The sequence below is a fragment of the Sphingobacterium daejeonense genome, assembly GCF_901472535.1.
Lineage (GTDB): Bacteria > Bacteroidota > Bacteroidia > Sphingobacteriales > Sphingobacteriaceae > Sphingobacterium > Sphingobacterium daejeonense.
On record NZ_LR590470.1, the window covers coordinates 467656 to 489666 of the forward strand.

At 38.8% G+C, this 22011-nt stretch carries 17 protein-coding genes, 1 other RNA gene and 2 pseudogenes; 13 read left to right on the plus strand and 7 right to left on the minus strand.

Translation table 11 applies throughout. The features are described from left to right. Positions 1-103 precede the first annotated feature (103 nt). The 7 genes from hslR (at position 104) to FGL31_RS02295 (ending at position 10850) form a co-directional block, all read left to right on the plus strand. On the plus strand, positions 104-517 hold the full coding sequence (gene hslR, locus FGL31_RS02265; protein ID WP_138089572.1) for an Hsp15 family ribosome-associated heat shock protein: 414 nt from the start codon (positions 104-106) through the stop codon (positions 515-517). Next, positions 507-2162, plus strand: coding sequence for a SusR family glycan utilization regulator (gene susR, locus FGL31_RS02270; RefSeq protein ID WP_138089573.1), 1656 nt, complete (start codon positions 507-509; stop codon positions 2160-2162). The genes hslR and susR overlap by 11 nt, the downstream gene beginning before the upstream one ends. A 196-nt stretch (positions 2163-2358) precedes the next feature. Next, positions 2359-5328, plus strand: a complete 2970-nt coding sequence (locus tag FGL31_RS02275; protein WP_138089574.1) for a SusC/RagA family TonB-linked outer membrane protein — start codon at positions 2359-2361, stop codon at positions 5326-5328. 19 nt (positions 5329-5347) lie between these two features. Further along, on the plus strand, positions 5348-6871 hold the full coding sequence (locus FGL31_RS02280) for a RagB/SusD family nutrient uptake outer membrane protein (RefSeq protein WP_138089575.1): 1524 nt from the start codon (positions 5348-5350) through the stop codon (positions 6869-6871). A gap of 11 nt (positions 6872-6882) precedes the next feature. Beyond that, on the plus strand, positions 6883-8376 hold the full coding sequence (locus FGL31_RS02285; RefSeq protein WP_138089576.1) for an endo-1,6-beta-glucanase: 1494 nt from the start codon (positions 6883-6885) through the stop codon (positions 8374-8376). Beyond that, positions 8373-9707: a DUF5125 domain-containing protein gene (locus tag FGL31_RS02290; RefSeq protein WP_138089577.1), complete on the plus strand. Its 1335-nt coding sequence runs from the start codon at positions 8373-8375 to the stop codon at positions 9705-9707. The genes FGL31_RS02285 and FGL31_RS02290 overlap by 4 nt, the downstream gene beginning before the upstream one ends. A 108-nt stretch (positions 9708-9815) precedes the next feature. Beyond that, positions 9816-10850 (plus strand): isoaspartyl peptidase/L-asparaginase family protein, encoded by a 1035-nt coding sequence (locus FGL31_RS02295; protein WP_197734051.1) that lies wholly within the window; start codon positions 9816-9818, stop codon positions 10848-10850. A 4-nt stretch (positions 10851-10854) separates the two neighbouring features. On the opposite strand, the gene mtgA is transcribed toward FGL31_RS02295, so the two are convergent. After that, positions 10855-11598: a monofunctional biosynthetic peptidoglycan transglycosylase gene (gene mtgA, locus FGL31_RS02300; RefSeq protein ID WP_138089578.1), complete on the minus strand. Its 744-nt coding sequence runs from the start codon at positions 11596-11598 to the stop codon at positions 10855-10857. Between the two features lie 139 nt (positions 11599-11737). Between mtgA and mutS the strand changes: the two are divergent. Beyond that, a pseudogene (gene mutS, locus FGL31_RS02305) lies at positions 11738-14348 on the plus strand (DNA mismatch repair protein MutS). An 86-nt stretch (positions 14349-14434) separates the two neighbouring features. On the opposite strand, the gene FGL31_RS02310 reads toward mutS, so the two are convergent. Beyond that, positions 14435-14761: a hypothetical protein gene (locus FGL31_RS02310; RefSeq protein WP_138089579.1), complete on the minus strand. Its 327-nt coding sequence runs from the start codon at positions 14759-14761 to the stop codon at positions 14435-14437. 226 nt (positions 14762-14987) lie between these two features. Here FGL31_RS02310 and FGL31_RS02315 point away from each other — a divergent pair, with 226 nt between their 5' ends. Genes FGL31_RS02315 through FGL31_RS02325 form a run of 3 tightly spaced genes read left to right on the plus strand, consistent with a single transcriptional unit; the run spans position 14988 to position 16093 of the window. Continuing rightward, complete coding sequence (locus tag FGL31_RS02315; protein ID WP_138089580.1) at positions 14988-15287, plus strand: methyltransferase; 300 nt, start codon at positions 14988-14990, stop codon at positions 15285-15287. Next, entirely contained in the window at positions 15271-15594 is a 324-nt protein-coding gene (locus FGL31_RS02320) for a hypothetical protein (protein ID WP_138089581.1), read from the plus strand. The genes FGL31_RS02315 and FGL31_RS02320 overlap by 17 nt, the downstream gene beginning before the upstream one ends. A gap of 1 nt (position 15595) precedes the next feature. After that, complete coding sequence (locus FGL31_RS02325; protein ID WP_099372765.1) at positions 15596-16093, plus strand: metallophosphoesterase family protein; 498 nt, start codon at positions 15596-15598, stop codon at positions 16091-16093. Here the strand turns inward: FGL31_RS02325 and FGL31_RS02330 are convergent. Next, positions 16088-16423, minus strand: a complete 336-nt coding sequence (locus FGL31_RS02330; RefSeq protein ID WP_093100690.1) for a MerR family transcriptional regulator — start codon at positions 16421-16423, stop codon at positions 16088-16090. The genes FGL31_RS02325 and FGL31_RS02330 overlap by 6 nt on opposite strands. A 105-nt stretch (positions 16424-16528) precedes the next feature. Between FGL31_RS02330 and FGL31_RS02335 the strand changes: the two genes are divergently transcribed. Continuing rightward, positions 16529-16909, plus strand: coding sequence for a hypothetical protein (locus tag FGL31_RS02335; protein WP_171017526.1), 381 nt, complete (start codon positions 16529-16531; stop codon positions 16907-16909). A gap of 430 nt (positions 16910-17339) precedes the next feature. Here the strand turns inward: FGL31_RS02335 and FGL31_RS02340 are convergent, their stop codons facing one another. After that, positions 17340-18638, minus strand: a complete 1299-nt coding sequence (locus FGL31_RS02340; protein WP_138089582.1) for a sialate O-acetylesterase — start codon at positions 18636-18638, stop codon at positions 17340-17342. 299 nt (positions 18639-18937) lie between these two features. Between FGL31_RS02340 and FGL31_RS02345 the strand changes: the two are divergent. Beyond that, positions 18938-20458, plus strand: a pseudogene (locus FGL31_RS02345) (IS1182 family transposase); the annotation flags it as partial. Positions 20459-20658: 200 nt separating this feature from the next. Here FGL31_RS02345 and accD read toward each other — a convergent pair. The 3 genes from accD to FGL31_RS24325 all read right to left on the minus strand — a co-directional run bounded on the left by accD (position 20659) and on the right by FGL31_RS24325 (position 22011). Then, entirely contained in the window at positions 20659-21501 is an 843-nt protein-coding gene (accD, locus tag FGL31_RS02350; protein WP_138089583.1) for an acetyl-CoA carboxylase, carboxyltransferase subunit beta, read from the minus strand. A 103-nt stretch (positions 21502-21604) separates the two neighbouring features. Further along, positions 21605-21702, minus strand: an RNA gene (gene ffs / locus FGL31_RS02355) — signal recognition particle sRNA small type. 81 nt (positions 21703-21783) lie between these two features. Further along, the gene (locus tag FGL31_RS24325) at positions 21784-22011 is read right to left on the minus strand and encodes a DUF6814 family protein (protein ID WP_138089584.1); all 228 of its coding nucleotides are present in this window, start codon (positions 22009-22011) and stop codon (positions 21784-21786) included.

The window sequence follows — 22011 nt, forward strand, 5'->3', positions numbered from 1 at the left end:
TTCTTTAAACTAAATTTTAATTCATGACAAATATGAAGAATTTTAATGATAAGTAAGTTACCACAAGGGTAATATATTAAGAAGATATGACTATTTTTGTAGGATGGCAGAGGCAGCAGAGAAATTACGCATCGATAAATACCTATGGTCAATCCGCATCTTTAAGACTCGAAGTCTGGCAACTGAAGCTTGTAAAGCAGGACGTGTGAAATTGAATGGTCAAAATGTAAAACCTTCCGCAATAGTCAAGGTAGGGGATACTTATGCGATTCAGAAAGGAATAGAAAGAAAAGTTGTCAAGGTCATTGGCTTGCTGGAGCGAAGGGTTGATGCCAAAACTGCCGCCCAATTTTATGAGGACCAAACACCGGTTGAAGATACCTATGCATATAAATCTTCGTTCCATGCTCCAGTATTAAAAAGAGACCGTGGAACAGGTAGACCAACTAAAAAAGATCGTAGAGAAATAGATGATTTGAAAAGCGATTGGTGGGACGATGAAGAACATGATAACTAGATTTGAATTTAAGAAATTAGTATTTACATCCTTATTATTAATAGCATTGATCTTTCAGGGATCAACGGCATGGGCAGCTAATGCAGTTAGTCCAAAGGATTCTGTAGAACGTGAACTAAATAAAGTCTTAGGACGAAAGATCGAATTTGAAAAAGAAAAATTGATGAAGATCTTTGATATCAAGGAAAGGTTGAGACTCATGCAAGCTCCAACAGACAAGTATCAATTGTTGGAAAAACTGTACTTAGAATTCCGGACTTATCAAATCGACTCCGCCATATTTTATGTCAATGAAAACAAAAAAATAGCCAAACAATTAAATGATCCGATCCTACAGAATGAAGTGGACATTCAATTGGCTGGTCTGTATTCTTCTGCAGGAAGATTTATTGAATCTAGCCAGATATTAAAAGGAATTCCAAGGCAAAGCCTTTCCAGCGAGCAAGAAGCAGATTACTACCGCGCATTCTCTGATTTCTATTCCCACTATGGGCAAAGCACCAACCATTATCAATATTTCACACAAAGTGAAGTATACAGAGATTCATTGCTGAATGTCCTGCCAAAATCTTCAGAAGAATACAGAATCAATTCCGCAACAAGAGCATTGTTCGGAAATAACTTCGATAAAGCAGAGTCTGAATTGTTGCAATTATTAAATGAGTATAAGGACCCTCAACCCGAACGTGCGGTTATAGCCTATCTTTTGGGCCTTCTCTATAAGAATAAAGGAGATCAAGATAAAGAAATCTATTATCTTGGCTTGTCCGCAATAACGGATATTAAGAATACCGTAAAAGATAATGCTTCCTTACAAAGCTTGGCACTGGTTTATTTCGAGCGAAATGAAATCGATAAAGCCTATTTATTTATACAGCAGGCTATGGAAGATGCTTTATTCTGTAATGTAAGGTTCAGAACGATTGAAAACTCTTCTTTTTATCCTATCATTAACTCCGCATTTCAGGAAAAAGAACAAGCCAATAAAAATCAGCTAAAGAATTTCTTGTATACCATTTCTTTGATGTCAATATTGTTGCTCGTTGCATTTATTATTCTTTATATGCAGATGAAGCGACTGAAGAAAACAAGACAGGATTTAAAAACTCTGAATACCGAACTCCAAGGATTGAACGGACAATTGTTGAAAGTAAACCAAGACCTTCAAGAATCCAATCATATCAAAGAAGAATATATGGCTCAGTTCTTTGAACTATGTTCAGCCTATATAGATAAACTTGACAATACACGAAAAGGAATTTTAAAGAAAGTTTCCAATAATCAAATTGATGATCTGACCAAAGAATTAAAATCTCAGGATTTCATCAAAACTGAGCTCGATGATCTATATCACAACTTTGACGTAATTTTCTTGAACCTTTATCCAACCTTTATCCAAGAATTCAATTCGCTCCTCAAGCCCGAAGAACGGTTGACCTTGAAACAAGATGAACTCCTGAATTCTGAACTTCGGATTTTTGCTCTCATAAGATTGGGAATTTCAGATTCTACCAAAATCGCAAGGTTCTTACGCTACTCCTTACGCACGGTTTATAACTACCGAGTTAAGGTTCGAAACAAAGTTTTAGGGACCAAAGAAGACTTTGATGAGCAAATAAAAGAGATAGGTAACCTAAAGTACTAGAAAAAGCCTTTACTTTTTTTCAATTTAAAAGCGCTTAAACACTTGTTATTCAGTGTTTATTGGTTTACTATGGTTACTTTTTTGATTTTGCACTTTACAAATGCTTAATAAACCTATAACACCTCCTTAACTTTGAATTGGGAAGTTCAGAATAACCTGAATTATTTTATTAATCTAATAACTGATTATAAGTCGTATGAAACTTTTTACTAAAGTTAGTATCGGTCTTTGCCTCTATTTGGTTTCCATTTTTTACAGTCTGGCATTTGCGCAGGGTGGGATTAGAGTTACCGGAAAGGTCATGGACGAAGCCAGCAATGAACCTATTATTGGCGCTACAATTACTGTTATCGGAGGGACACTTTCAACCTCAACGGATAACAATGGTGCATTTGTGTTAGACAATGTTCCTGAAAATTCAAAACTTCGAGTTTCTTATCTGGGCTATAACAGCCAAGAAGTAATCGCTCAGCCAACGGAGATGACGATTTCGTTGATTACATCCACCAATACATTGGAAGATGTGGTTGTCATTGGTTATGGTTCCGTGAAAAGGAAAGATGTGACAACGGCAATTTCATCTGTATCATTGGACGACATTAACGAACGTCCGATTGTTAACGCCAATCAAGCTATCCAAGGTAAAGCAGCAGGGGTAACCGTGTCTCAACCTTCCGGTGCTCCAGGTGGTGGAACATCAATCCGAATCCGCGGTACAACATCCTTCAATGGCAGTAACAACCCTTTGTATGTGGTTGACGGAGTGACGGTAGATAACATCAACTTCTTGTCTCCAGGGGATATCGCAGACATGCAAGTGTTGAAAGATGCTTCTTCTGCAGCTATCTATGGGTCAAGAGCTGCAAATGGGGTGATTTTAATTACAACCAAACAAGGTCGTGTGGGTAACCCAAAAATTACGTTAAATGTATTGGCAACTCAAAATAGAGTGACTAATTCCATTGAACCCTTGAATACTGCTCAGTATAAGGAGTTAATGGATGAAATTGGTTCGGTCAATCTACCAGGTAATTTAACTGACCAAACAAATTGGTTTGATGAAACTTTCGCAACCGGTAACACCCAAGATTATCAATTCTCTGTTTCTGATGGATCCGAAAGAATTAAATATTTCCTTTCTGGTGGTTATATCAATGATAAAGGTATTATCAAATCTACTTTTTACAAACGCTATAATTTCAGAGGGAATATCGAGAATAAAGTTAGAGATTGGTTAACCATCAATGCTAATTTCTCTTACGCAGATTATAATGGAAATGGAATGGTTGAAGGCCTTGGATCAAATAGAGGTGGTGTTGTTCTTTCAGCAATAAATACACCTACTTACGCTCCAATATGGGATCCTTTCAATCCAAAGCAGTACTACAATAATTTTTATGGTTTAAATATTAACAGTCCTTTAGAAAATTTAGCGACTACAGGAAATAATAGAAACCGTGAAAATAGATTGATAGGGTCAGGATCAGCAACCATCCATATTCTACCGGAATTGAATTTCAAAACGTTGTTCGCTATTGATAGAAGAAATGCTTTTTCTTCGACCTTTTTAGATCCATTGTCGACCTCATGGGGTAGAAACCAATACGGTGAAGCTACGGACAATAGAAATATGAATACCGTACTGACATTTGACAATGTATTGAATTACAACAAATCATTTGATAAGCATTCGTTTGAAGTGATGGCTGGTTCTTCATGGTTAAGCTCGAACTATACCAACAGCTATATCATGGGTTCACATTTTAGAAATGACCTCATTGAAACATTAAATGTAGCCAATCAGATTTCTTGGACAGGTACAGGATCAGCAGCTTCAAATTGGGCAATGATGTCTTATTTCGGACGTCTATCATATAATTACGACGGTAAATATTTAATTACTGCCAATTTAAGGACAGATGGCTCCTCAAAATTGCATCCTGACCACAGATGGTCTGTTTTCCCTTCCGTATCTGCAGCATGGAGAATTTCTTCTGAAGAATTTATGAAAGATGCGACTTGGATCAATGACCTTAAAATCCGTGGTGGTTGGGGACAAACCGGAAACCAAGATGGAATCGGTGATTATGCATACCTACAACGTTATAACGTAATCCGTTCACCATGGTTTGAAGAAGGTAAAGAACATGATTTTGTTTCTATATCTCCACAAAACCTTAGAACCCCAGATTTGCGTTGGGAAAAAACAACTCAAACAGGGGTAGGTTTAGATTTCACAGGTATCAATAATAGATTGACCGTAAACTTGGATTATTATTTCAAGAAAACATCCGATATGTTGATGTGGGTAGATCTTCCAGGTTCTGGTAATATCTCGCAAATTCAGCGTAACGAAGGTGAGATGACTAACCGTGGTTTTGAAACCAATATCAATGCTGATATCTTCCAAGGTGAATTCGAATGGACTTCAGGATTCAATATCTCTTTCAACAGAAATAAATTGACAAAACTGGAATTAAAACCTGTTTATTACGATGCTAGAACTTCAGATTTTGTCAATGATGACGTCGTGAAAAATGAAGTTGGACGCCCAGTAGGAGGGTTTTATGGTTATGTTAGCCAAGGTGTTGATCCTGAAACCGGAAACATGATCTATGCAGATTTAAATAATGACGGGAAAACATCCGTATCCGATAAAACATATATTGGAGATCCGAATCCAAACTTTACATTCGGTTTTACCAACAATTTATATTACAAAGGATTTAATCTGAATGTATTTATCCAAGGAACTCAAGGTAACGATATCTACAATGTCTCAAGAATGGAAATGGAAGGAATGTACGATGGTAAAAACCAATCTACTAGAGTTCTTCAACGTTGGAGAGTGCCAGGACAAGTTACTGAAGTGCCTAGAGCAGGATATGATATGAAAAACTCATCATACTTCGTTGAAGATGGAAGTTACATCCGTTTGAAAAACGTTTCATTATCCTACAATATCAAAGCTCCAGCATTGAGCAGAATTGGAATCAACAAATTGGCGCCATTTATTTCTGCAAGCAATCTAATTACGCTAACAAAATACACAGGTATGGATCCTGAGGTAAACCAATGGGGTAATTCAGGTAGAGTTCAAGGTTTGGATTGGGGTACTTATCCTCAAACAAGAGCTTTTGTGGTTGGGTTAAATATGGAGTTCTAAGTTTTAAATAATGAGAACAATGAAAAGTAATTTTATAAAGGGTATGATGGCAATATTGACTGTTGCCATGATATCGAGCTGCTCTCTGGACAAAGATCCTTTATCTGAATATTCTGATGTAACCGAAGGTGTTACCAATGAGGAAGGACAAAGAGTAGTATTTAAAGATAAAGCCGCTGTAGATACTTACATGCAGGGTTTGTATAATATTTTGCGTGACAGACAAGAGCATTGGTATCTGGATCAACTCCTTATTTCAGAGTCGCATTCTGACAATGCCTATGCAGGAACAACAGGAGCAGAGGTATTGCCTTATGAAAATAACAGTATTGAAGGATCAAACTCGGTAGTAGAACGTGATTGGATTCGTTACCTGGAAGATGTGGCCCGTGCCAATATTTTGATTGTCAATGTAGATTCTGTAAATGACAATTCCTTAACGACTGCACTTCGTAAACAATATAAAGCAGAAGCGAAAATCTTAAGATCGCTGATCTTTTTTGATATGGTGAGATTATGGGGTGATATTCCTGTCGTAACAAATGTCGGTAGAGATATTACTTCAGAGAACATCGAAGAAGTATATGATGATTATTTCCCTGCACAAAAAACAGAGAAAGAAGCTTATGAGCAAATTGAAAAAGATTTGTTGGAAGCTATAGTAGATGCTCCATCAAATAATTCAGCTAATAAAACAAGATTTTCAAAATCCGTGGCTAAAGCTCTTTTAGCAAAAGTATATGCTGAGAAACCATTGAGAAATTATGCTAAAGTAGTTCAATATGTTGATGAATTGGCTGCGGATGGTTTCGATCTAGAAGAAGATTATAAAACACTTTTTGGAGTCAATGAAGGAAATGCAGATGCTCTTAAAAGAAACAGCAAGGAATCCATTCTGGAGACTCAGTTTTTCTCAGGTTCTGGTAACTGGGTAACTTGGATGTTCGGTCGCGACCTTTCCAACTACAACAGCAACTTTACTTGGGCAAAATGGATAACACCTTCAAGAGATTTGATCAATGCCTTTACTAGAGAAAATGATCAAATCCGCTATAGTGAATCTATTGTATATTATCAGGCTACCTGGAGCAATTATTACCCTGCTAGCAACTATCCATTTATGTACAAAACTCGTTCAGCTTACAGCAATATCATAAAACTGCGTTATGCCGATCTTTTATTATTGAAAGCTGAAGCGTTGATCAATGGAGATTCTCAAAATCTAACTGCTGCGGCAGAGATTATCGACAGAATCCGTCAACGTGTGAAACTTCCTAGATTAAGCAATGCAACAAAAGCGAATAAAGAAGCTATGTTGACTGCATTATTAAATGAAAGAAGATTAGAGTTGGCATTTGAGGGACAAAGATGGTATGATTTGGTAAGATTGAATAAAGTTGAATCGGTAATGAATGCCGTTTTTGCAAAAGATTCTGGCAGAAAGGCTCTAGTTTATCCTTTCAATGAAAATTCATACCGTCTTCCGATACCGCAAAGTATTATTGACGAGAATCCTAAAATTGTACAAAACCCTGGTTATTAATCTTATAAACTATGAATAATTTAAAAAAATACATATTTGTTGCAAGCTTGTTCTCTTCGATCTTGACGGCATGTGGCAATGATAATATCAGTGGTGGTGATCCTATTGACCCAGTTGAACCAACTTCAGGTGATGTGATGATCTATACCACTACTGGTTCTTTAAGTCATGATTTCAAAAAATCTTTCCTAGATTTTTCGAAAACAACCAATATGGGAACCAAAACCATTAAAATTGACGAGAGTAAAACTTATCAAACAATGGATGGATTTGGGACAGCAATTACCGGATCAACAGCATATAACTTGCTTAAAATGGAAGCTGCTGACCGTACAAAATTCTTGAAAGAAACCTTCTCAACGACTGAAGGGATGGGACAAAGCTATATCCGTATCGCCATCGGATGTTCAGACTTCTCATTATCAGAATATACACTGGCAGATAAACCAGGTATCGAAAATTTTGCCCTGCAATCTGAAGAATTAGATTATGTAATTCCAGTTATTAAGGAAATCTTGGCTATCAACCCCGACGTAAAAATCATGGGTTCACCTTGGACTCCTCCAAGATGGATGAAGGTTAATAACTTAACCGATTTAAAGGCTTATGATTCTTGGACAGGTGGTCATTTAAACCCGAAATACTACCAAGATTACGCAACATATTTTGTGAAGTGGATTCAAGCAATGAAAGGTCATGGAATCGATATCTATTCCATCACTACTCAAAATGAACCATTGAATGATAAGAATTCAGCTTCTTTGGTGATGTTCTGGAATGAGCAACAAGCATTTGTGAAAAATGCATTGGGTCCAAAAATGAAAGCTGCCGGATTAAAAACAAAAATCTATGCGTTCGATCATAACTACAACTATGACGATATGCAGGAACAACAGGATTATCCAATCAAGATTTTTGAAGATCCTGCTGCGGCGGCATATTTCGCTGGTTCAGCTTACCATAATTACGGTGGCGACAAAGCTGAGTTGCTAGATATTCATGCCAAAGCTCCAAACAAAGAAATTGTGTTCACTGAAACTTCTATTGGAACTTGGAATGATGGCCATGCACTAGGAAAAAGATTGTTGGAAGATATGCGTGAGGTAGCACTAGGAACTGTCAACAATTGGAGTAAAGCGGTAATTGTTTGGAATCTGATGTTGGATTCTGAAAGAGGACCTAACCGTGAAGGTGGTTGCCAAACTTGTTATGGTGCAGTAGATATCAGCAAGTCTGATTATAAAACAATCCGTAAAAACTCGCATTATTATATCATTGGCCATATGTCAGCAGTTGTAAAACCTGGTGCTGTACGTATTGGTTCTGAAGGATATACAGATGCTGGATTAGCATACGCTGCATTTAAAAATACCGATGGTACTTATGCATTTGTAATCGCTAATTCAAATGGAAGTAATTCTAGAATAGTTATTGAGGATGGGAAAAATCATTTCAGTTATGATGTCCCTGCAGGTTCTGTTGTTTCTTATTCTTGGAAAAAATGAAAAAATTAGTCAATTATTTAACCTTATCAGTTCTTTTTACACTTTTATTTTCTTGTAAAGAGGATGAATTAATAGTGCCTTATGGCGCTGGCGAACCTACAATTGAAATTGTAAAATTGCCGACCGCATCACTGTTTGGGGATAGTTTGCAATACACAGTGAATGTAGCAGACAAAAGTGTAGATCTATCTACTCTAAAAGTACAGCTATTGTTTAGTGAAGAAGTCGTTTCTGAAAAAACTATTCGTACCAAAGATGCCGGTGAATACTCAGGCAAATTGTTCGTGCCATTCATGAAAAATATTCCGAATGGAACAGCCGTTTTGAAATTTACCTTGCAGAATGTTCAAATGGTCAATAAAGTCGAAGAAAAAGTATTAACGCTTTCTAGACCTGACTTCCCGTATTTGAACTTTATATCGGAAGGGAAAACGTATAGAATGAATAAAGTTGCTCCAAATAAATATGAAGTAACAGATGAGTTTCTAATGAAGGCACCAGGTTATATCGAATCGCCAGCAGTTGGAGAATTTGGAAATAAAATTCAATTCGGTTGGGAAAATAAAGCAGTTACACAAGGAATAAATGCCGTAATTCCTTTCTCAAATTCTTTTGATGGACAATACACCATTTCTTTCAACACCTTGACCTATGCTGCCTCGCCATTTATTCGTTATGCAATCAACGATACAGATATGGAAATGGTTGCCGATGATCTTTACGCTGTTGATTTAACAGTTGCTAAAGATGAGGAACTGGTGTTTGAAGGTATTCCTAACTTAAATGAGTGGTTCATTGATGAAGATTATTTCCGCAAAGATGGCGACAAGTATTTGTCGAATGTAATTTCTGGTAAGTACCGTTATATTGCCAATTTTGCTAAGAAATCGATCAAAGTTGAGGCTATGAATGGAGATGCTCTAGCTCGATTAAATGCTGATGGAACCGGTGCAATCTGGATTATCGGTGAAGGAATTGGACAACCTACAGTAGCTGACAACCAAGTTGGTTGGAACCCTGACAATGCATTGTGTATGGCACCAATGGGAGGTAAGAAATACCAAGTTACCGTAGTAGCAGGACAGTCTATCAATACCGATAACATCAACTTTAAGTTCTTCCATGAAAAAGGATGGAACGGTGAGTTTAGAAATACAGACCTTACCACTACAAGCGATGTTGTCCTTGTAGGTAATGGTACGAATGGTAGAGATCCAGGAAACTTAGGTCTGGTAGCTGGCAAAAAACTAGATGCTGGCGCAACTTATGTATTTGTTGTAGACCTTTCTGAAGGAAACAATAAAGCAAAACTTACAGTTACGAAAAAGTAAAAACAAACTAATAGATTGGGTAATTAGGGGTGGATAAAGGCGTTTCCACCCCTTTTTTGTTTTTTATGATTTTATCGCGTTCTTTGTTTTACTAAACAGAATCTAGATATGGGTAAAAGTGCTTTCTTCTTGATTATTCTAATTTGTATGATGATGAAACCAATTATTTCAAATGGTCAGCCATCTCCAAAGCCAAAATTTGTTTTAGCAATTCATGGTGGTGCTGGCACGATCCTTAAAAAGAACATGACCGATTCCTTAGAAAAGGCCTATATAGAAAAATTAACAGAATCATTACAGGCTGGGTACGATCAGATAAAACAGGGCAAGTCTAGTCTGGATGCTGTTGAGGCTGCGATTCATGTCATGGAAGATTCTCCACTTTTCAATGCTGGTAAAGGAGCAGTATTCACAAATCAAGGTAAAAATGAATTAGATGCAGCTATTATGGATGGATCTAACCTGAAAGCAGGGGCAGTTGCTGGAGTGACAAGTATAAAAAACCCTATTTCTGCAGCCAGAGCTGTCATGGACAAATCAGAACATGTTATGATGGTAGGCAAAGGCGCAGAAGAGTTTGCCGCGAAGAATGGAATTGAGATCGTAGACCCAAAATACTTCTGGACGCAACAACGTTGGGATGGACTTCAACGAGCTTTGAAAAGAGATGCTGAAAGGGCAGAATTAGACCATGACGATAAACAAGCTTTCTTGCCGCCTTATAAAGACGAAAAATTTGGAACTGTAGGTTGCGTTGCGCTCGATCAACATGGCAATCTAGCGGCAGGAACATCAACAGGAGGAATGACCAACAAGAAATTTGGAAGAGTAGGTGATGCCCCAATAATCGGAGCTGGTACATATGCTAATAATGAAACAGTTGCTATCTCATGTACAGGATGGGGCGAATTTTTTATCCGTTCTGTTGCCGCATACAACGTGTCTGCAAAGATGAAATATGCCAAACTGGACATAAAGGACGCTTCACAACAGGTAATTGATGAAATCGGAAAATTAGGCGGTGATGGCGGAATGATCGCTATTGATAAAAACGGTGAAGTCGCTATGCCATTCAATACCGAAGGAATGTACCGCGGAACGGTGACAGCAGATGGAAAAATAACCGTAGAGATTTATAAATAAACTGCTATTCAGGGATTTTATAATAATTCAAATATCGAGCAATGCTGTTTGCTCTTCGATTAACGTAATTTGATGGTCTTCTGGCATCCCATTTCTGCGGACTTGGCAAAATGGCAATGATCAATGCGGCTTCCTTTTTAGTCAAGCTTTTAGCTGATTTATGGAAATAATACTGAGCAGCAGCTTCTGCACCATAAACTCCCTGACCAGTTTCAATGACATTCAAATAGACCTCAAGAATCCTTCTCTTACTCCAAAATACTTCTATCAATACCGTAAAATAAGTTTCTAATCCTTTCCTTAACCAAGATCTCCCTGGCCATAAGAATACATTTTTGGCAGTTTGTTGACTGATGGTGCTTCCCCCACGTAATCTCTTGCCTTCTTTATTTTTCTCAAATGCTTCTCGGATAGCCTTTGTGTCAAAACCATTATGCGACATAAAGTGAGCATCCTCACCTGCTAAAGCCGCTTTCTTAAGGTTATTGGACATATCCTCATAATCCAACCATTGCCGTTCCAGTTTCCAGTCTTTTCCATCGGCTTTTCTTTCAAAGCCTCGTTTTAGCATCAAATAAGTTATTGGAGGGTTGGTGAATCGCAAGGCTATTACCCAAAGGATGGTCAATACAAAAAAAGCAATCAATCCACGGATTACCCAAGGAAGTACTTTTGTTTTTAAAATACTGCCGAAGGATGATTTGGTTTGTTTCTTCTTGTTCTTTGTTGGAGAACGCTTGATTGCCATTACAATGAAATTTGATGCAAAAATAAGATGTATTTTTTAATTTTCATGTCATTTCGCACCTGGTTTTTGGATATAGCTATAGTTTTGCAAATCGACACAATTCTGCTATTTTTACATCTTATTCAAAAACACGAGAACCTTGGCAAAAGCAAAGAAACAAACTCCTTTAATGCAGCAATATAACACCATTAAGGCCAAATACCCTGGCGCCTTATTGTTGTTTAGAGTGGGTGATTTTTATGAGACGTTTGGTGAAGATGCGGTTAAAGCCGCCAAGATATTAGGAATTGTGTTGACTAAAAGGGGAAATGGTTCCGAATCTGAAACTGCATTGGCGGGATTCCCACACCATTCCCTCGAAACTTATTTACCGAAATTAGTTCGTGCAGGACAAAGAGTCGCCATCTGTGACCAGCTGGAAGACCCTAAACAAACGAAGACCATCGTAAAAAGGGGAGTCACTGAATTGGTAACACCCGGAGTATCATACAATGAAAACATTGTCCAGCAAAAATCAAATAATTATTTAGCCTCCATATTTTTTGAAAAACAGACGTTAGGGATTTCTTTCCTGGATATTTCAACGGGCGAATTCTTGGTCGCTCAAGGATCGGTAGGCTATATTGATAAGTTGCTTCAGGGTTTCAAACCAACCGAAATCATCATGCCCAAAAAACAATACAAAGAGTTTTTGGAGCAATTCGGAAGTGGCTATTATACCTATACCCTGGATGAATGGCCATACACTGGCGATTATGCCACCGAAAATCTACTGAAACATTTCGAGGTTAATTCCATGAAAGGTTTTGGTATCGATAGACTACCTATAGGTATTATCTCTGCTGGTGTAGCTTTACATTACTTGAATGAAACCGAACACCGCAATTTGCAGCATATCTCCAATATCTCGCGAATTGAAGAGGATCGATATATGTGGCTGGATAGGTTTACGATCCGAAATCTAGAATTGATCGGTTCAACCAATGAGAATGCTACTACATTGTCTGATGTTCTGGATGAAACATCATCACCAATGGGCGCTAGATTGCTGAAACGCTGGATAGTAATGCCCCTGAAAGATGAAAAATCCATCAATGAAAGATTGCAGGTAGTAGCGGATTTTTACAGCAATAGAGAATTAAGGGATCAATTGGTTCAGGAAATCAAACAGGTAGGAGACCTTGAGAGATTGATCTCAAAAATAGGCTTGCAAAAAGCGAATCCTAGAGAAATCATTCAATTGAAAAGAGCTTTATATGCTGTTGAAAAACTGAAGGAACTATGTGAACAGCAAGAATCTGAATCCCTCAAAATAATTGCTGAACAGTTGAACCCATGTTTATTGATCAGGGAAAAGATTGAAAAAACGATGCAGGCGGAACCTCCTGTTGCAATCAACAAAGGAAATGTCATTGCTGATGGAGTAGATGCTGACCTCGACAAACTCAGGAAGGTCGCTTTCGGTGGAAAGGATTATCTATTGGAAATCCAAAGAAGAGAATCTGAAGCAACTGGAATTCCTTCGCTAAAAATAGCTTTCAATAATGTTTTTGGATACTATCTTGAGGTTACCAATACCCACAAGGATAAGGTTCCTACAGAATGGATCAGAAAGCAGACTTTGGTAAATGCTGAACGATATATTACGGAAGAGCTCAAAGAATACGAAGAAACAGATCTTAGGTGCGGAGGAAAAAATCCAAGCCATTGAAAGCCGGATCTATAATGAATTGCTAATTGCGATTTCGGAATATATCAAGCCAATCCAGTTGAATGCCCAATTATTGGCAAAGCTTGATGTTCTTTTAAACTTTGCGATTATTGCTGAGAAGAATTTCTACGTCAAACCAGAAGTCAACTCCAGCAGAACCATTGATATCAAAGGTGGAAGACACCCTGTAATTGAAAAGAATCTGCCAATCGGTCAAGATTATATCACCAACGATACCTATTTGGATCCAGAGGGTCAACAGATCATCATTATTACGGGACCGAACATGGCCGGTAAGTCAGCATTGCTGAGACAGACAGGTTTGATCGTATTGATGGCGCAGATAGGCTCTTTCGTTCCAGCAAAGGAAGCGTCTATTGGTATAGTGGACAAGATTTTCACCCGTGTTGGAGCATCTGATAACTTAAGTTCTGGTGAATCAACCTTTATGGTGGAGATGAATGAAACTGCCAGCATCATGAACAATCTTTCTGACCGAAGCCTAATTTTATTGGATGAAATCGGAAGGGGGACAAGCACTTATGATGGTATCTCCATAGCTTGGGCAATTGCAAGAATATTTGCACTCGCATCCCTCTTTTAGAGCAAAAACATTATTTGCTACCCATTACCACGAGTTGAATGAACTGTGTAACTCCATGCCGAGGGTGAAGAATTATAATGTGAGTGTTAAGGAAGTCAACAATAAAGTTATATTCTTGCGCAAACTCGTTCCCGGAGGATCTGAGCATAGCTTCGGTATCCATGGTTGCAAAACTTGCGGGTATGCCTCCGAAATTAATCAACCGTGCCGGTGAAATATTGAAGAGATTAGAACAGGAAAGAACAGGTGGCGAAAAGATTAAAGACAGCATGCGCAAAATGCAAAAGCAAGCTTATCAGTTACAGATGTTTGCTATTGATGATCCTGTATTGGAGAAAATACGTGATATGCTGAATAATTTGGATGTAAATACGCTTACACCAGGTTGAGGCCTTGATGAAATTGGATGAGATTCAGCGCTTATTGAAGAACTAAAAAAAATGCTGATGGTTAGTATCCATCAGCATCAATACACATCATAAGTTATATTGTTGAGGTTGTATCCTGCCCTAGGATCGACTCTAATGATCGTAACTGGCGCGCAGATATTCTCCTGAATACAAAGTCCCAATTCTTGTTTCTCCATAAAACTCATCACCATAACTGCTCCTGATCCCAAATTCTACAAAATAATTGCCATCAGGACCTTGGATATAGTCCAGGCTTGATATATTAGTTACTTCAAAGTCTACCTTGATGGCATCTGGACTGATGCTGTAAACATTAACCACATCAACAGCGAAATCATCCGGATAGAAAAAAGAATCATTATAATATTCTTTTGAACAGGCAGAAAATAGTCCGATGACCATTACCAAAGCGAAGATTTTAAGTATTCTATTTTTCATATTCGTTTCTGTTTTTATACTTGAATAGACTTGTTATAATTCAATAAGATTAATCTTGATGTCTAATTTTTTTACGAAATCCGAATTTTCGGGATAAAAAATTAGTTAATGGGTTACCTTTGTATTATGGGAAACATCTTCGAGTTCAAGCAATTTTCTGTAAATCAGGAGGGTTGTGCTATGCGAATCAATACAGACGGCGTCTTGTTGGGAGCAATGACAGACCATTCAAAATGTTAGTTCCGTTTTAGATATAGGTACAGGAACAGGGGTAATAGCTTTGATGATGGCACAAAAGTTTCCAAATGCCCATGTTTATGCAGTTGAAATCGACAAACAAGCATCCGAAAGAGCAAAGGAGAACTTCGAGAACTCAAGCTTTAGCGAAAGACTAACGATTATCAACTCCGATATATTCCAATGGAAGAATGATATGAGATTTGACCTCATCGTGTCCAACCCACCATTTTATATTAATTCGCTCCATAATCCAGATCAGAGAAGAAAAGTTGCCAAAACATACTGATGTAGAATTCTTCCAAGGTATGTTTAAATTTGCTGCTGACCATCTTGAACAACATGGCAGTTTACAAATCATTGTTCCTGTGGAATTGTTAGATAAGTTAATTGAAGAGGGAAAATCAAACGGTCTACACCTGCAAAAGCAAATCGACATTCAATCATTTACAGATTCCCAACCGTTTAGAAGTATACTGAGTTTTGGAAGGGAAAATCTTAAGCTGGTACAGGATAATTTTATCATCTATAAAGAGCGCTCTCAACACTCTGACTCTTATAAGACTATTTTAAAACCTTATTTTTTGGCCTTTTAACATGAAAATTGGATTAATATCAGATACTCACGGCTATTTTGACGAATCAGTTTTCACGCATTTCGAGAATTGTGATGAAATATGGCATGTTGGAGACTTTGGCTCGATGGAAGTTATCGAAAGATTGGAAGCTTTTAAACCTTTAAGGGGTGTGTATGGAAATATTGATGATAAGGATATTCGATTGAAATTTCCCGAACACTTAAGATTTCAATGTGAACAGGTTGATGTTTGGATGACCCACATTGGAGGTTATCCGGGAAGATATGCTGCCGCTGTAAAACCAGAGATTGTTAACAATCCACCAAAGTTGTTTATATCGGGGCATTCCCATATCTTGAAAGTACAGTATGACCCCAAGCTACGGTTGCTGCACCTGAATCCCGGCGCTGCGGGAAAACAAGGTTGGCACAAGGTGAAAACAATTATGCGCTTTGAAATAAATGCTGATAAGATAGAAAATCTTGAAGTAATCGAGCTAGGAAGCCGAGCCTTATAGACTATCTCTAACTTCGATCAGGAAGCTTTTTAATCCTTCCAGGGATTCAATGATTCTTTGATTCTCACGAGCTTCATTTTTGTTGCTCCTCAAGAATTCGCGCGCTCCTTGGAGTGTGTATCCTTTATCCTTAACTAAATTGAAAATGATTTTTAAGTTGGCGATGTCATTTTGAGTGAATAAACGATTGCCCTTTTTGTTTTTCTTAGGTTGAAGAATATCGAATTCACGCTCATAGAAACGGATTTGAGATGCATTTACACCGAACATTTCAGTGACCTCCCCCATGGTATAATACAGCTTGTTGATTTCTCGTTCTTTATACGGCATGAACATTTTAATTTAGTGTATTAACAAATATACAATCTAAGTTTGAAAATCAAAAAAGCATGATTGATATAAAGTTAAACCTGATTTTGTAATTTTATCCTTTAGATGAGAGGTAAAGTTATTGTAAGTAAGTTCTGGACCAAGTTCTTTTCTTTAGGGAAAGCACAAGCTATCACTATTTTCCCATTTATCTTTCTGAAATACCACAGCGACAAGATCAATAAAATACTGATCAATCATGAGCGAATTCATATACTGCAAGCAATTGAATTGCTGATATTACCTTTTTATATTTTATACCTAACTGAATTTATAGTCCGGTTAATTCAATATAGAAACTTCACAAGGGCATACCTCAATATCTCTTTTGAAAGAGAGGCCTATGAAAATGAAAACAACCTCGATTACCTAAAAACCAGAAAACTCTACAGCTTCTTAAAATATGTAACAAGGAAGGGGGTAAAAAGAACAGTTTGTCTCTTTTAATTCGTATGTTCTTGGTATACTCTTGTAGGTACCTTGTTCCACTCTTGTTCCACTCTCAGTCCACTCTCAGTCCTCTTTCATTCGGACCTCGTTCGGACCTTGTTCGGATGTATTCCGAAGAAGCTCCGAACGAGGTCCGAACAAGGTCCGAACAAGGAGACGAAGGAGAGTGGAAGGAAAGTAGACAGTATCTAGTAGACATAAGACATAAGACATAAGAAATGGAAAGGCGCAAATTAAATTCGTAAATCAAGCTGGGGAAAGGATGAGCGCAAGCATTAACCGAAGGGAAGGCTGAGTCATAAAACGAAAGGGCGAAATATTGCGAAAGCAGAACACAAGTCAGGCCACTCACAATCCATCGCGCTAAGACTTGCGCTAGCAGTGCTGAAGATGGTTGGTGGGGACACCAACCATGTCGGTTTTCTTTCTACCACTTATCTGTTCTGAATGGAGAAACAGGCAATCCATTGCTATTAAATAGATTTGGCATCGCTATTTCAGTGAAACCAAACCGAACCGCAACTGGATTTTTCACTTCCTTAGATTCGACGATCAGTTTGTCACCTTTGATCTTTCCTGTGGCCGGTTTAAATTCTTTGTCCTCACCAGCGATATATAAATCCGTGATATCACCTTTTGATGTTAATTTTCCATCGAGATTATTGAAACTCACCTCAATTGTATTTCCCTTGACTTCTTGGGATTTGTAAATTGGTGATTTGTAATCCTTCAAGGGATGATTATAAATTTCGGCGGAGGCCAGATTTGCCAATCTTTTTGCCACTGCAATTTTTTGGATAGGGTGAATGTCTTTTATATTGTCGACTAGATCAGTTATGACTACCATTCCTGTTTTTGGGAGTTCCATTGCGGTAAGAGTTTGCTGTTCTCTTAAGAATGCTGCAAGTGGCTCTTTGTTGTTGTATTGGAAAGGAGCAATCTGAACGAAGTAGAATGGGAAATCTTGGTTCCAAGCTGATCTCCAAGAGTTGATCATGGTGCGCATTAATTTATCATATCCATCCCAAGTTCCAACATTACTTTCTCCTTGGTACCAGAACGCTGCGGTGAGGTTATAGCCTGCAAAAGGGTGTACCATTGCATTCCATAACGAACCCGGACTGTGGGGTCTCCAATCGTTGGCGCCTTGTGCTTTTGCGCGCTGCAAAAGGAAAGGGTCATTGTCAATTAAGTAACTTGGAGTCCAAACCTCTGCTGGTGTTCCACCCCAACTGCTGTTAATTACTCCGATAGGAATGTTTTCCTTACTGTTTATTTCCTTTGCTATGAAATATCCTATTGCTGAGAAGGGTTGTAGGGATTCTGCACTCAATTTCTTCCAAGAATTAGGGATATCATCCTGAGGGTTTGCAGATCCTACATGGCTGACATGTAATAGTCTGATGTTGGGATTGTTGGCATTTGGCATTTCATCCTTTATTTCCTTCAGATTTTGGTTTGCTCCCCATTCCATATTGGATTGGCCTGAGCAGAGAAAAACATCGCCCAAGAGGATATCTGTCAAGGTTATGGACTCGTTGTTTGCTATGACCTTTAGTTCGTGAGGGCCACCTGCCTTCCCTTCAGGAAGCTTGGCCAACCATTCCCCGTTTCCATCAGTTTTTGCTGAAACGGTATCCTTAAACCATGACCCGACGATTTTGATATTGCTGCTGGCAGGTGCCCAGCCCCAAAAATTTATGTCAGATCCCCTTTGAAGGACCATATGATCAGAAAAGAAATTAGGTAATCTTAATTGGGCATAAGGCTTTGGTGCAAACCAAAAACCGCTAGCAAAGCCAGAATTATCAGATTTTTTAAATTCATGAGAATTAGTTTAGGTTTATTGTTACCTAAATTTAATAAAAAAACGGATAGGAAAATAGCGATGGCTAATTTTGAGACAAAAAAAGGGGCTGTCTAAAAAGGTCTCTTAAAAAAATAACCCCGTCATTAAAAAATGGCGGGGTTTTTCTGTTTTTTGTCCTCAAGATTTTGTATCTTAAGGTGCACCCAAAAAACAATATGGCAAACATACAATTCAAAGCTCTTCCATCCAATAGTCCGAGTCTTTTTCCTGAGAATATTTTAGACCGTATCCCCTTGAACCATCCGGTTCGTTTGGTGAGTCAGGTTGTTGACCAGTTGGATCTGGAACATATCATCCGTCAGTATAAAGGCGGAGGCACGACCAGTTTCCATCCCAGGATGCTCATCAAGGTACTGTTCTACGCGTATCTGAGCAATATCTATTCTTGCCGCAAGATCGAGCGCGCCCTGCACGAGAACATCCATTTCATGTGGCTTTCGGGCAACAGTACGCCGGATTACCGTACGATCAATTATTTCAGGGGAAAGCGTCTTAAGGGACAGATACAGGAGCTGTTTGCCAGTATCGTTCGGATGCTGCATGAAATGGAGTATGTCAGCCTGAAAGTCCAGTATGTAGATGGTACCAAGATCGAATCGGCCGCCGGTCGCTATACCTTCGTTTGGAAGAGATCGATCGAGAAGAACAAGGTAAAGCTGGAGGCGAACATCGCTTCGGTCCTTTCGGATATCGATGCACAGATCAGCCAGGACCAATCTTCATTAGGGGATCAGCAAGTCAGCAAGGCCATCGATAGTGCCCAGCTGAAGGAAAAGATCAGAGCGATCAATGCCAAGCTCAAAGGAGTGGATAGATCCACCGATAGGCAGCTGAGGAAGCTTGAAGACGACTATCTGCCCCGATTGCAGAAATATGAGGAGCAACTGGAAGTACTGGGAGATCGCAACAGTTATAGCAAGACCGATACCGATGCCGTGTTTATGCGGATGAAAGAGGACCACATGAAAAATGGCCAGCTTAAACCGGCCTACAATACCCAGATCAGCACCGAAGACCAGTTCATCACCCATTATAGCATCCATCAAACGGCCGCAGATACCACAACCCTGCCCGAACACCTGGAAGGCTTTGAGTCCCATTACGGAAAACAGAGTGAATCCATCGTCGCAGATGCCGGATATGGTAGCGAGCAGAACTACGAGCTGATGGAAGGACAGGGTATAACCGCTTTTGTGAAGTACAATTACTTCCATATGGAACAGAAGCGCAAGCATAAACAGGATCCTTTCTCGGTACAGAACCTATATTACAACCAGCAGGATGACTATTATGTATGTCCGGCCGGACAGAAGCTCAGCTTTATCGGTCATGCAACCAGAGTCAGTGCCAACGGATACACTGCCCGGGTCAGCTGTTACCAGGCTCGGCGATGCGAAGGCTGCCCGATGCGGAGTGGGTGCCATAAAGCTACAGGCGATCGGCTCATTGAAGTGAACCACAGGCTCAATAAGCTCAAGGCTAAAGCCCGGGAAAGACTGCTGTCGGAAGAGGGAATGTACCATCGGAGCAAGCGACCCATAGAAGTGGAAGCCGTTTTCGGTCAGATGAAAAGCAACAACAGGTTTACCCGGTTCACAATGAAAGGTCTGGAGAAGGTCGCTGTGGAATTCGGTTTGATGGCCATTGCCCATAACCTCAGAAAATGGGCAAAAAAGTGGAAAGACAAAGCTTTTATCGGTAAACCAGTTGGCAAAAACTCCCTATTTGCGATAAATCAAGCCATCAACATGCTGAAAAGCACAAAACATCGACTTGCAGCCTAATATTGCTCATGAAATTATAATGGAGCTCCAGAAAGCTATAAAGCAGAAGAAGGTGCCTTTTTAGACACCTTCTACCTATATTTTAAGATTGGTTACTTAATCATTCTTAGGAATGTTGCAACCTTTTCTTTCAATTGTCTTCTGTCTACAATAAAATCCAAGAAGCCATGTTCAAGGACGAATTCTGAAGTTTGGAAACCTTTAGGAAGGTCTTTTTTGATAGTTTCTTTGATAACGCGTGGTCCTGCGAAACCGATCAATGCGCCAGGCTCAGCGATATTGATATCACCCAACATCGCATAAGAAGCAGTTACACCTCCGGTTGTAGGATCTGTTAACAAACAGATATAAGGAAGTTTAGCTTCTGCAAGAAGCGCTAGTTTTGCGGAAGTTTTGGCCATCTGCATCAATGAGAAAGCGGCTTCCATCATACGCGCACCACCAGATTTAGAGATCAACATAAATGGCAATTTATGCTCGATACAATAATCAATTGATCTGGCTATTTTTTCACCTACTACCGAACCCATTGAGCCACCAATGAATGAGAAGTCCATACAAGCTACCACAAGGTCCTGACCATCTACTTTTCCTACAGCAGATCTCAATGCATCATTGAGGCCAGTTTTCGCTTGGCTGTCCAATAACCTATCCTTGTATGGTTTAGTGTCAACAAAGTTTAAAGGGTCTCCTGCTTTAAGGTTGGCGAAAAGTTCGGTGTATTCGTTGTTATCAAATAAAATGGAGAAATAAGCATTTGAGCCAATGCGAATATGGTAATCACAGTAGTGGCAAACGTATTTGTTTTCAACCTGTTCAACATTCAAAAGAGGTTTTTTACAGTTAGGACATTTATTCCACATCCCATCAGGGGCCTCTTTTTTATTTTCAGTAGCAGTATGTATTCCTGCTTTATTTCTTTTAAACCAACTCATAGACTCATGTTAATTCGGTTTACAAATAAACGAAAAATATCTAATATGTTTAATTAGAAAACGAAATGAAGGAAATTTAAGGATTGGATAGAGGCAAATAAAAAATGGGTAAGCTACCTCTATCGCACCGCTCAACCAAATACCCTTGCTTTGTTCCCAACCTGGGGGAGTCATTGGGAGCTGGTCGTAGAGGACTTACCCACGGCAAAATTAACAAAAATTTAATCTTTTGGAAAAGAAAATTGCATTCTTGGCGTATTCGGCTGAGGTTCAACCCGAAAATTACATTTTATCCTTATTGTATTCACCCGTTAGAGCGAAATATCCGAAAACTCCAAGACCAATTGACATGATCGGAGTGAGGATAAAAAGAATAATGATTCCAAAAACGACGTCTTCTTGTTTTCCAGAAACAATTTTCGGCAAGCCAAAAATAGCAATGCAGAAATATGCCGTAAGTAATGCCAAAGCGATCCAAACAAATCCTAATATCTTTTTGATGTTTTCCAT

Coding starts and splice junctions, on each gene's coding strand:
- hslR (WP_138089572.1), top strand. CDS start 104: ATGGCAGAGGCAGCAGAGAAATTACGCATCGATAAATACCTATGGTCA.
- susR (WP_138089573.1), top strand. CDS start 507: ATGATAACTAGATTTGAATTTAAGAAATTAGTATTTACATCCTTATTA.
- FGL31_RS02275 (WP_138089574.1), top strand. CDS start 2,359: ATGAAACTTTTTACTAAAGTTAGTATCGGTCTTTGCCTCTATTTGGTT.
- FGL31_RS02280 (WP_138089575.1), top strand. CDS start 5,348: ATGAAAAGTAATTTTATAAAGGGTATGATGGCAATATTGACTGTTGCC.
- FGL31_RS02285 (WP_138089576.1), top strand. CDS start 6,883: ATGAATAATTTAAAAAAATACATATTTGTTGCAAGCTTGTTCTCTTCG.
- FGL31_RS02290 (WP_138089577.1), top strand. CDS start 8,373: ATGAAAAAATTAGTCAATTATTTAACCTTATCAGTTCTTTTTACACTT.
- FGL31_RS02295 (WP_197734051.1), top strand. CDS start 9,816: ATGGGTAAAAGTGCTTTCTTCTTGATTATTCTAATTTGTATGATGATG.
- mtgA (WP_138089578.1), bottom strand. CDS start 11,598: ATGGCAATCAAGCGTTCTCCAACAAAGAACAAGAAGAAACAAACCAAA.
- FGL31_RS02310 (WP_138089579.1), bottom strand. CDS start 14,761: ATGAAAAATAGAATACTTAAAATCTTCGCTTTGGTAATGGTCATCGGA.
- FGL31_RS02325 (WP_099372765.1), top strand. CDS start 15,596: ATGAAAATTGGATTAATATCAGATACTCACGGCTATTTTGACGAATCA.
- FGL31_RS02330 (WP_093100690.1), bottom strand. CDS start 16,423: ATGCCGTATAAAGAACGAGAAATCAACAAGCTGTATTATACCATGGGG.
- FGL31_RS02335 (WP_171017526.1), top strand. CDS start 16,529: ATGAGAGGTAAAGTTATTGTAAGTAAGTTCTGGACCAAGTTCTTTTCT.
- FGL31_RS02340 (WP_138089582.1), bottom strand. CDS start 18,638: ATGGTCCTTCAAAGGGGATCTGACATAAATTTTTGGGGCTGGGCACCT.
- accD (WP_138089583.1), bottom strand. CDS start 21,501: ATGAGTTGGTTTAAAAGAAATAAAGCAGGAATACATACTGCTACTGAA.
- FGL31_RS24325 (WP_138089584.1), bottom strand. CDS start 22,011: ATGGAAAACATCAAAAAGATATTAGGATTTGTTTGGATCGCTTTGGCA.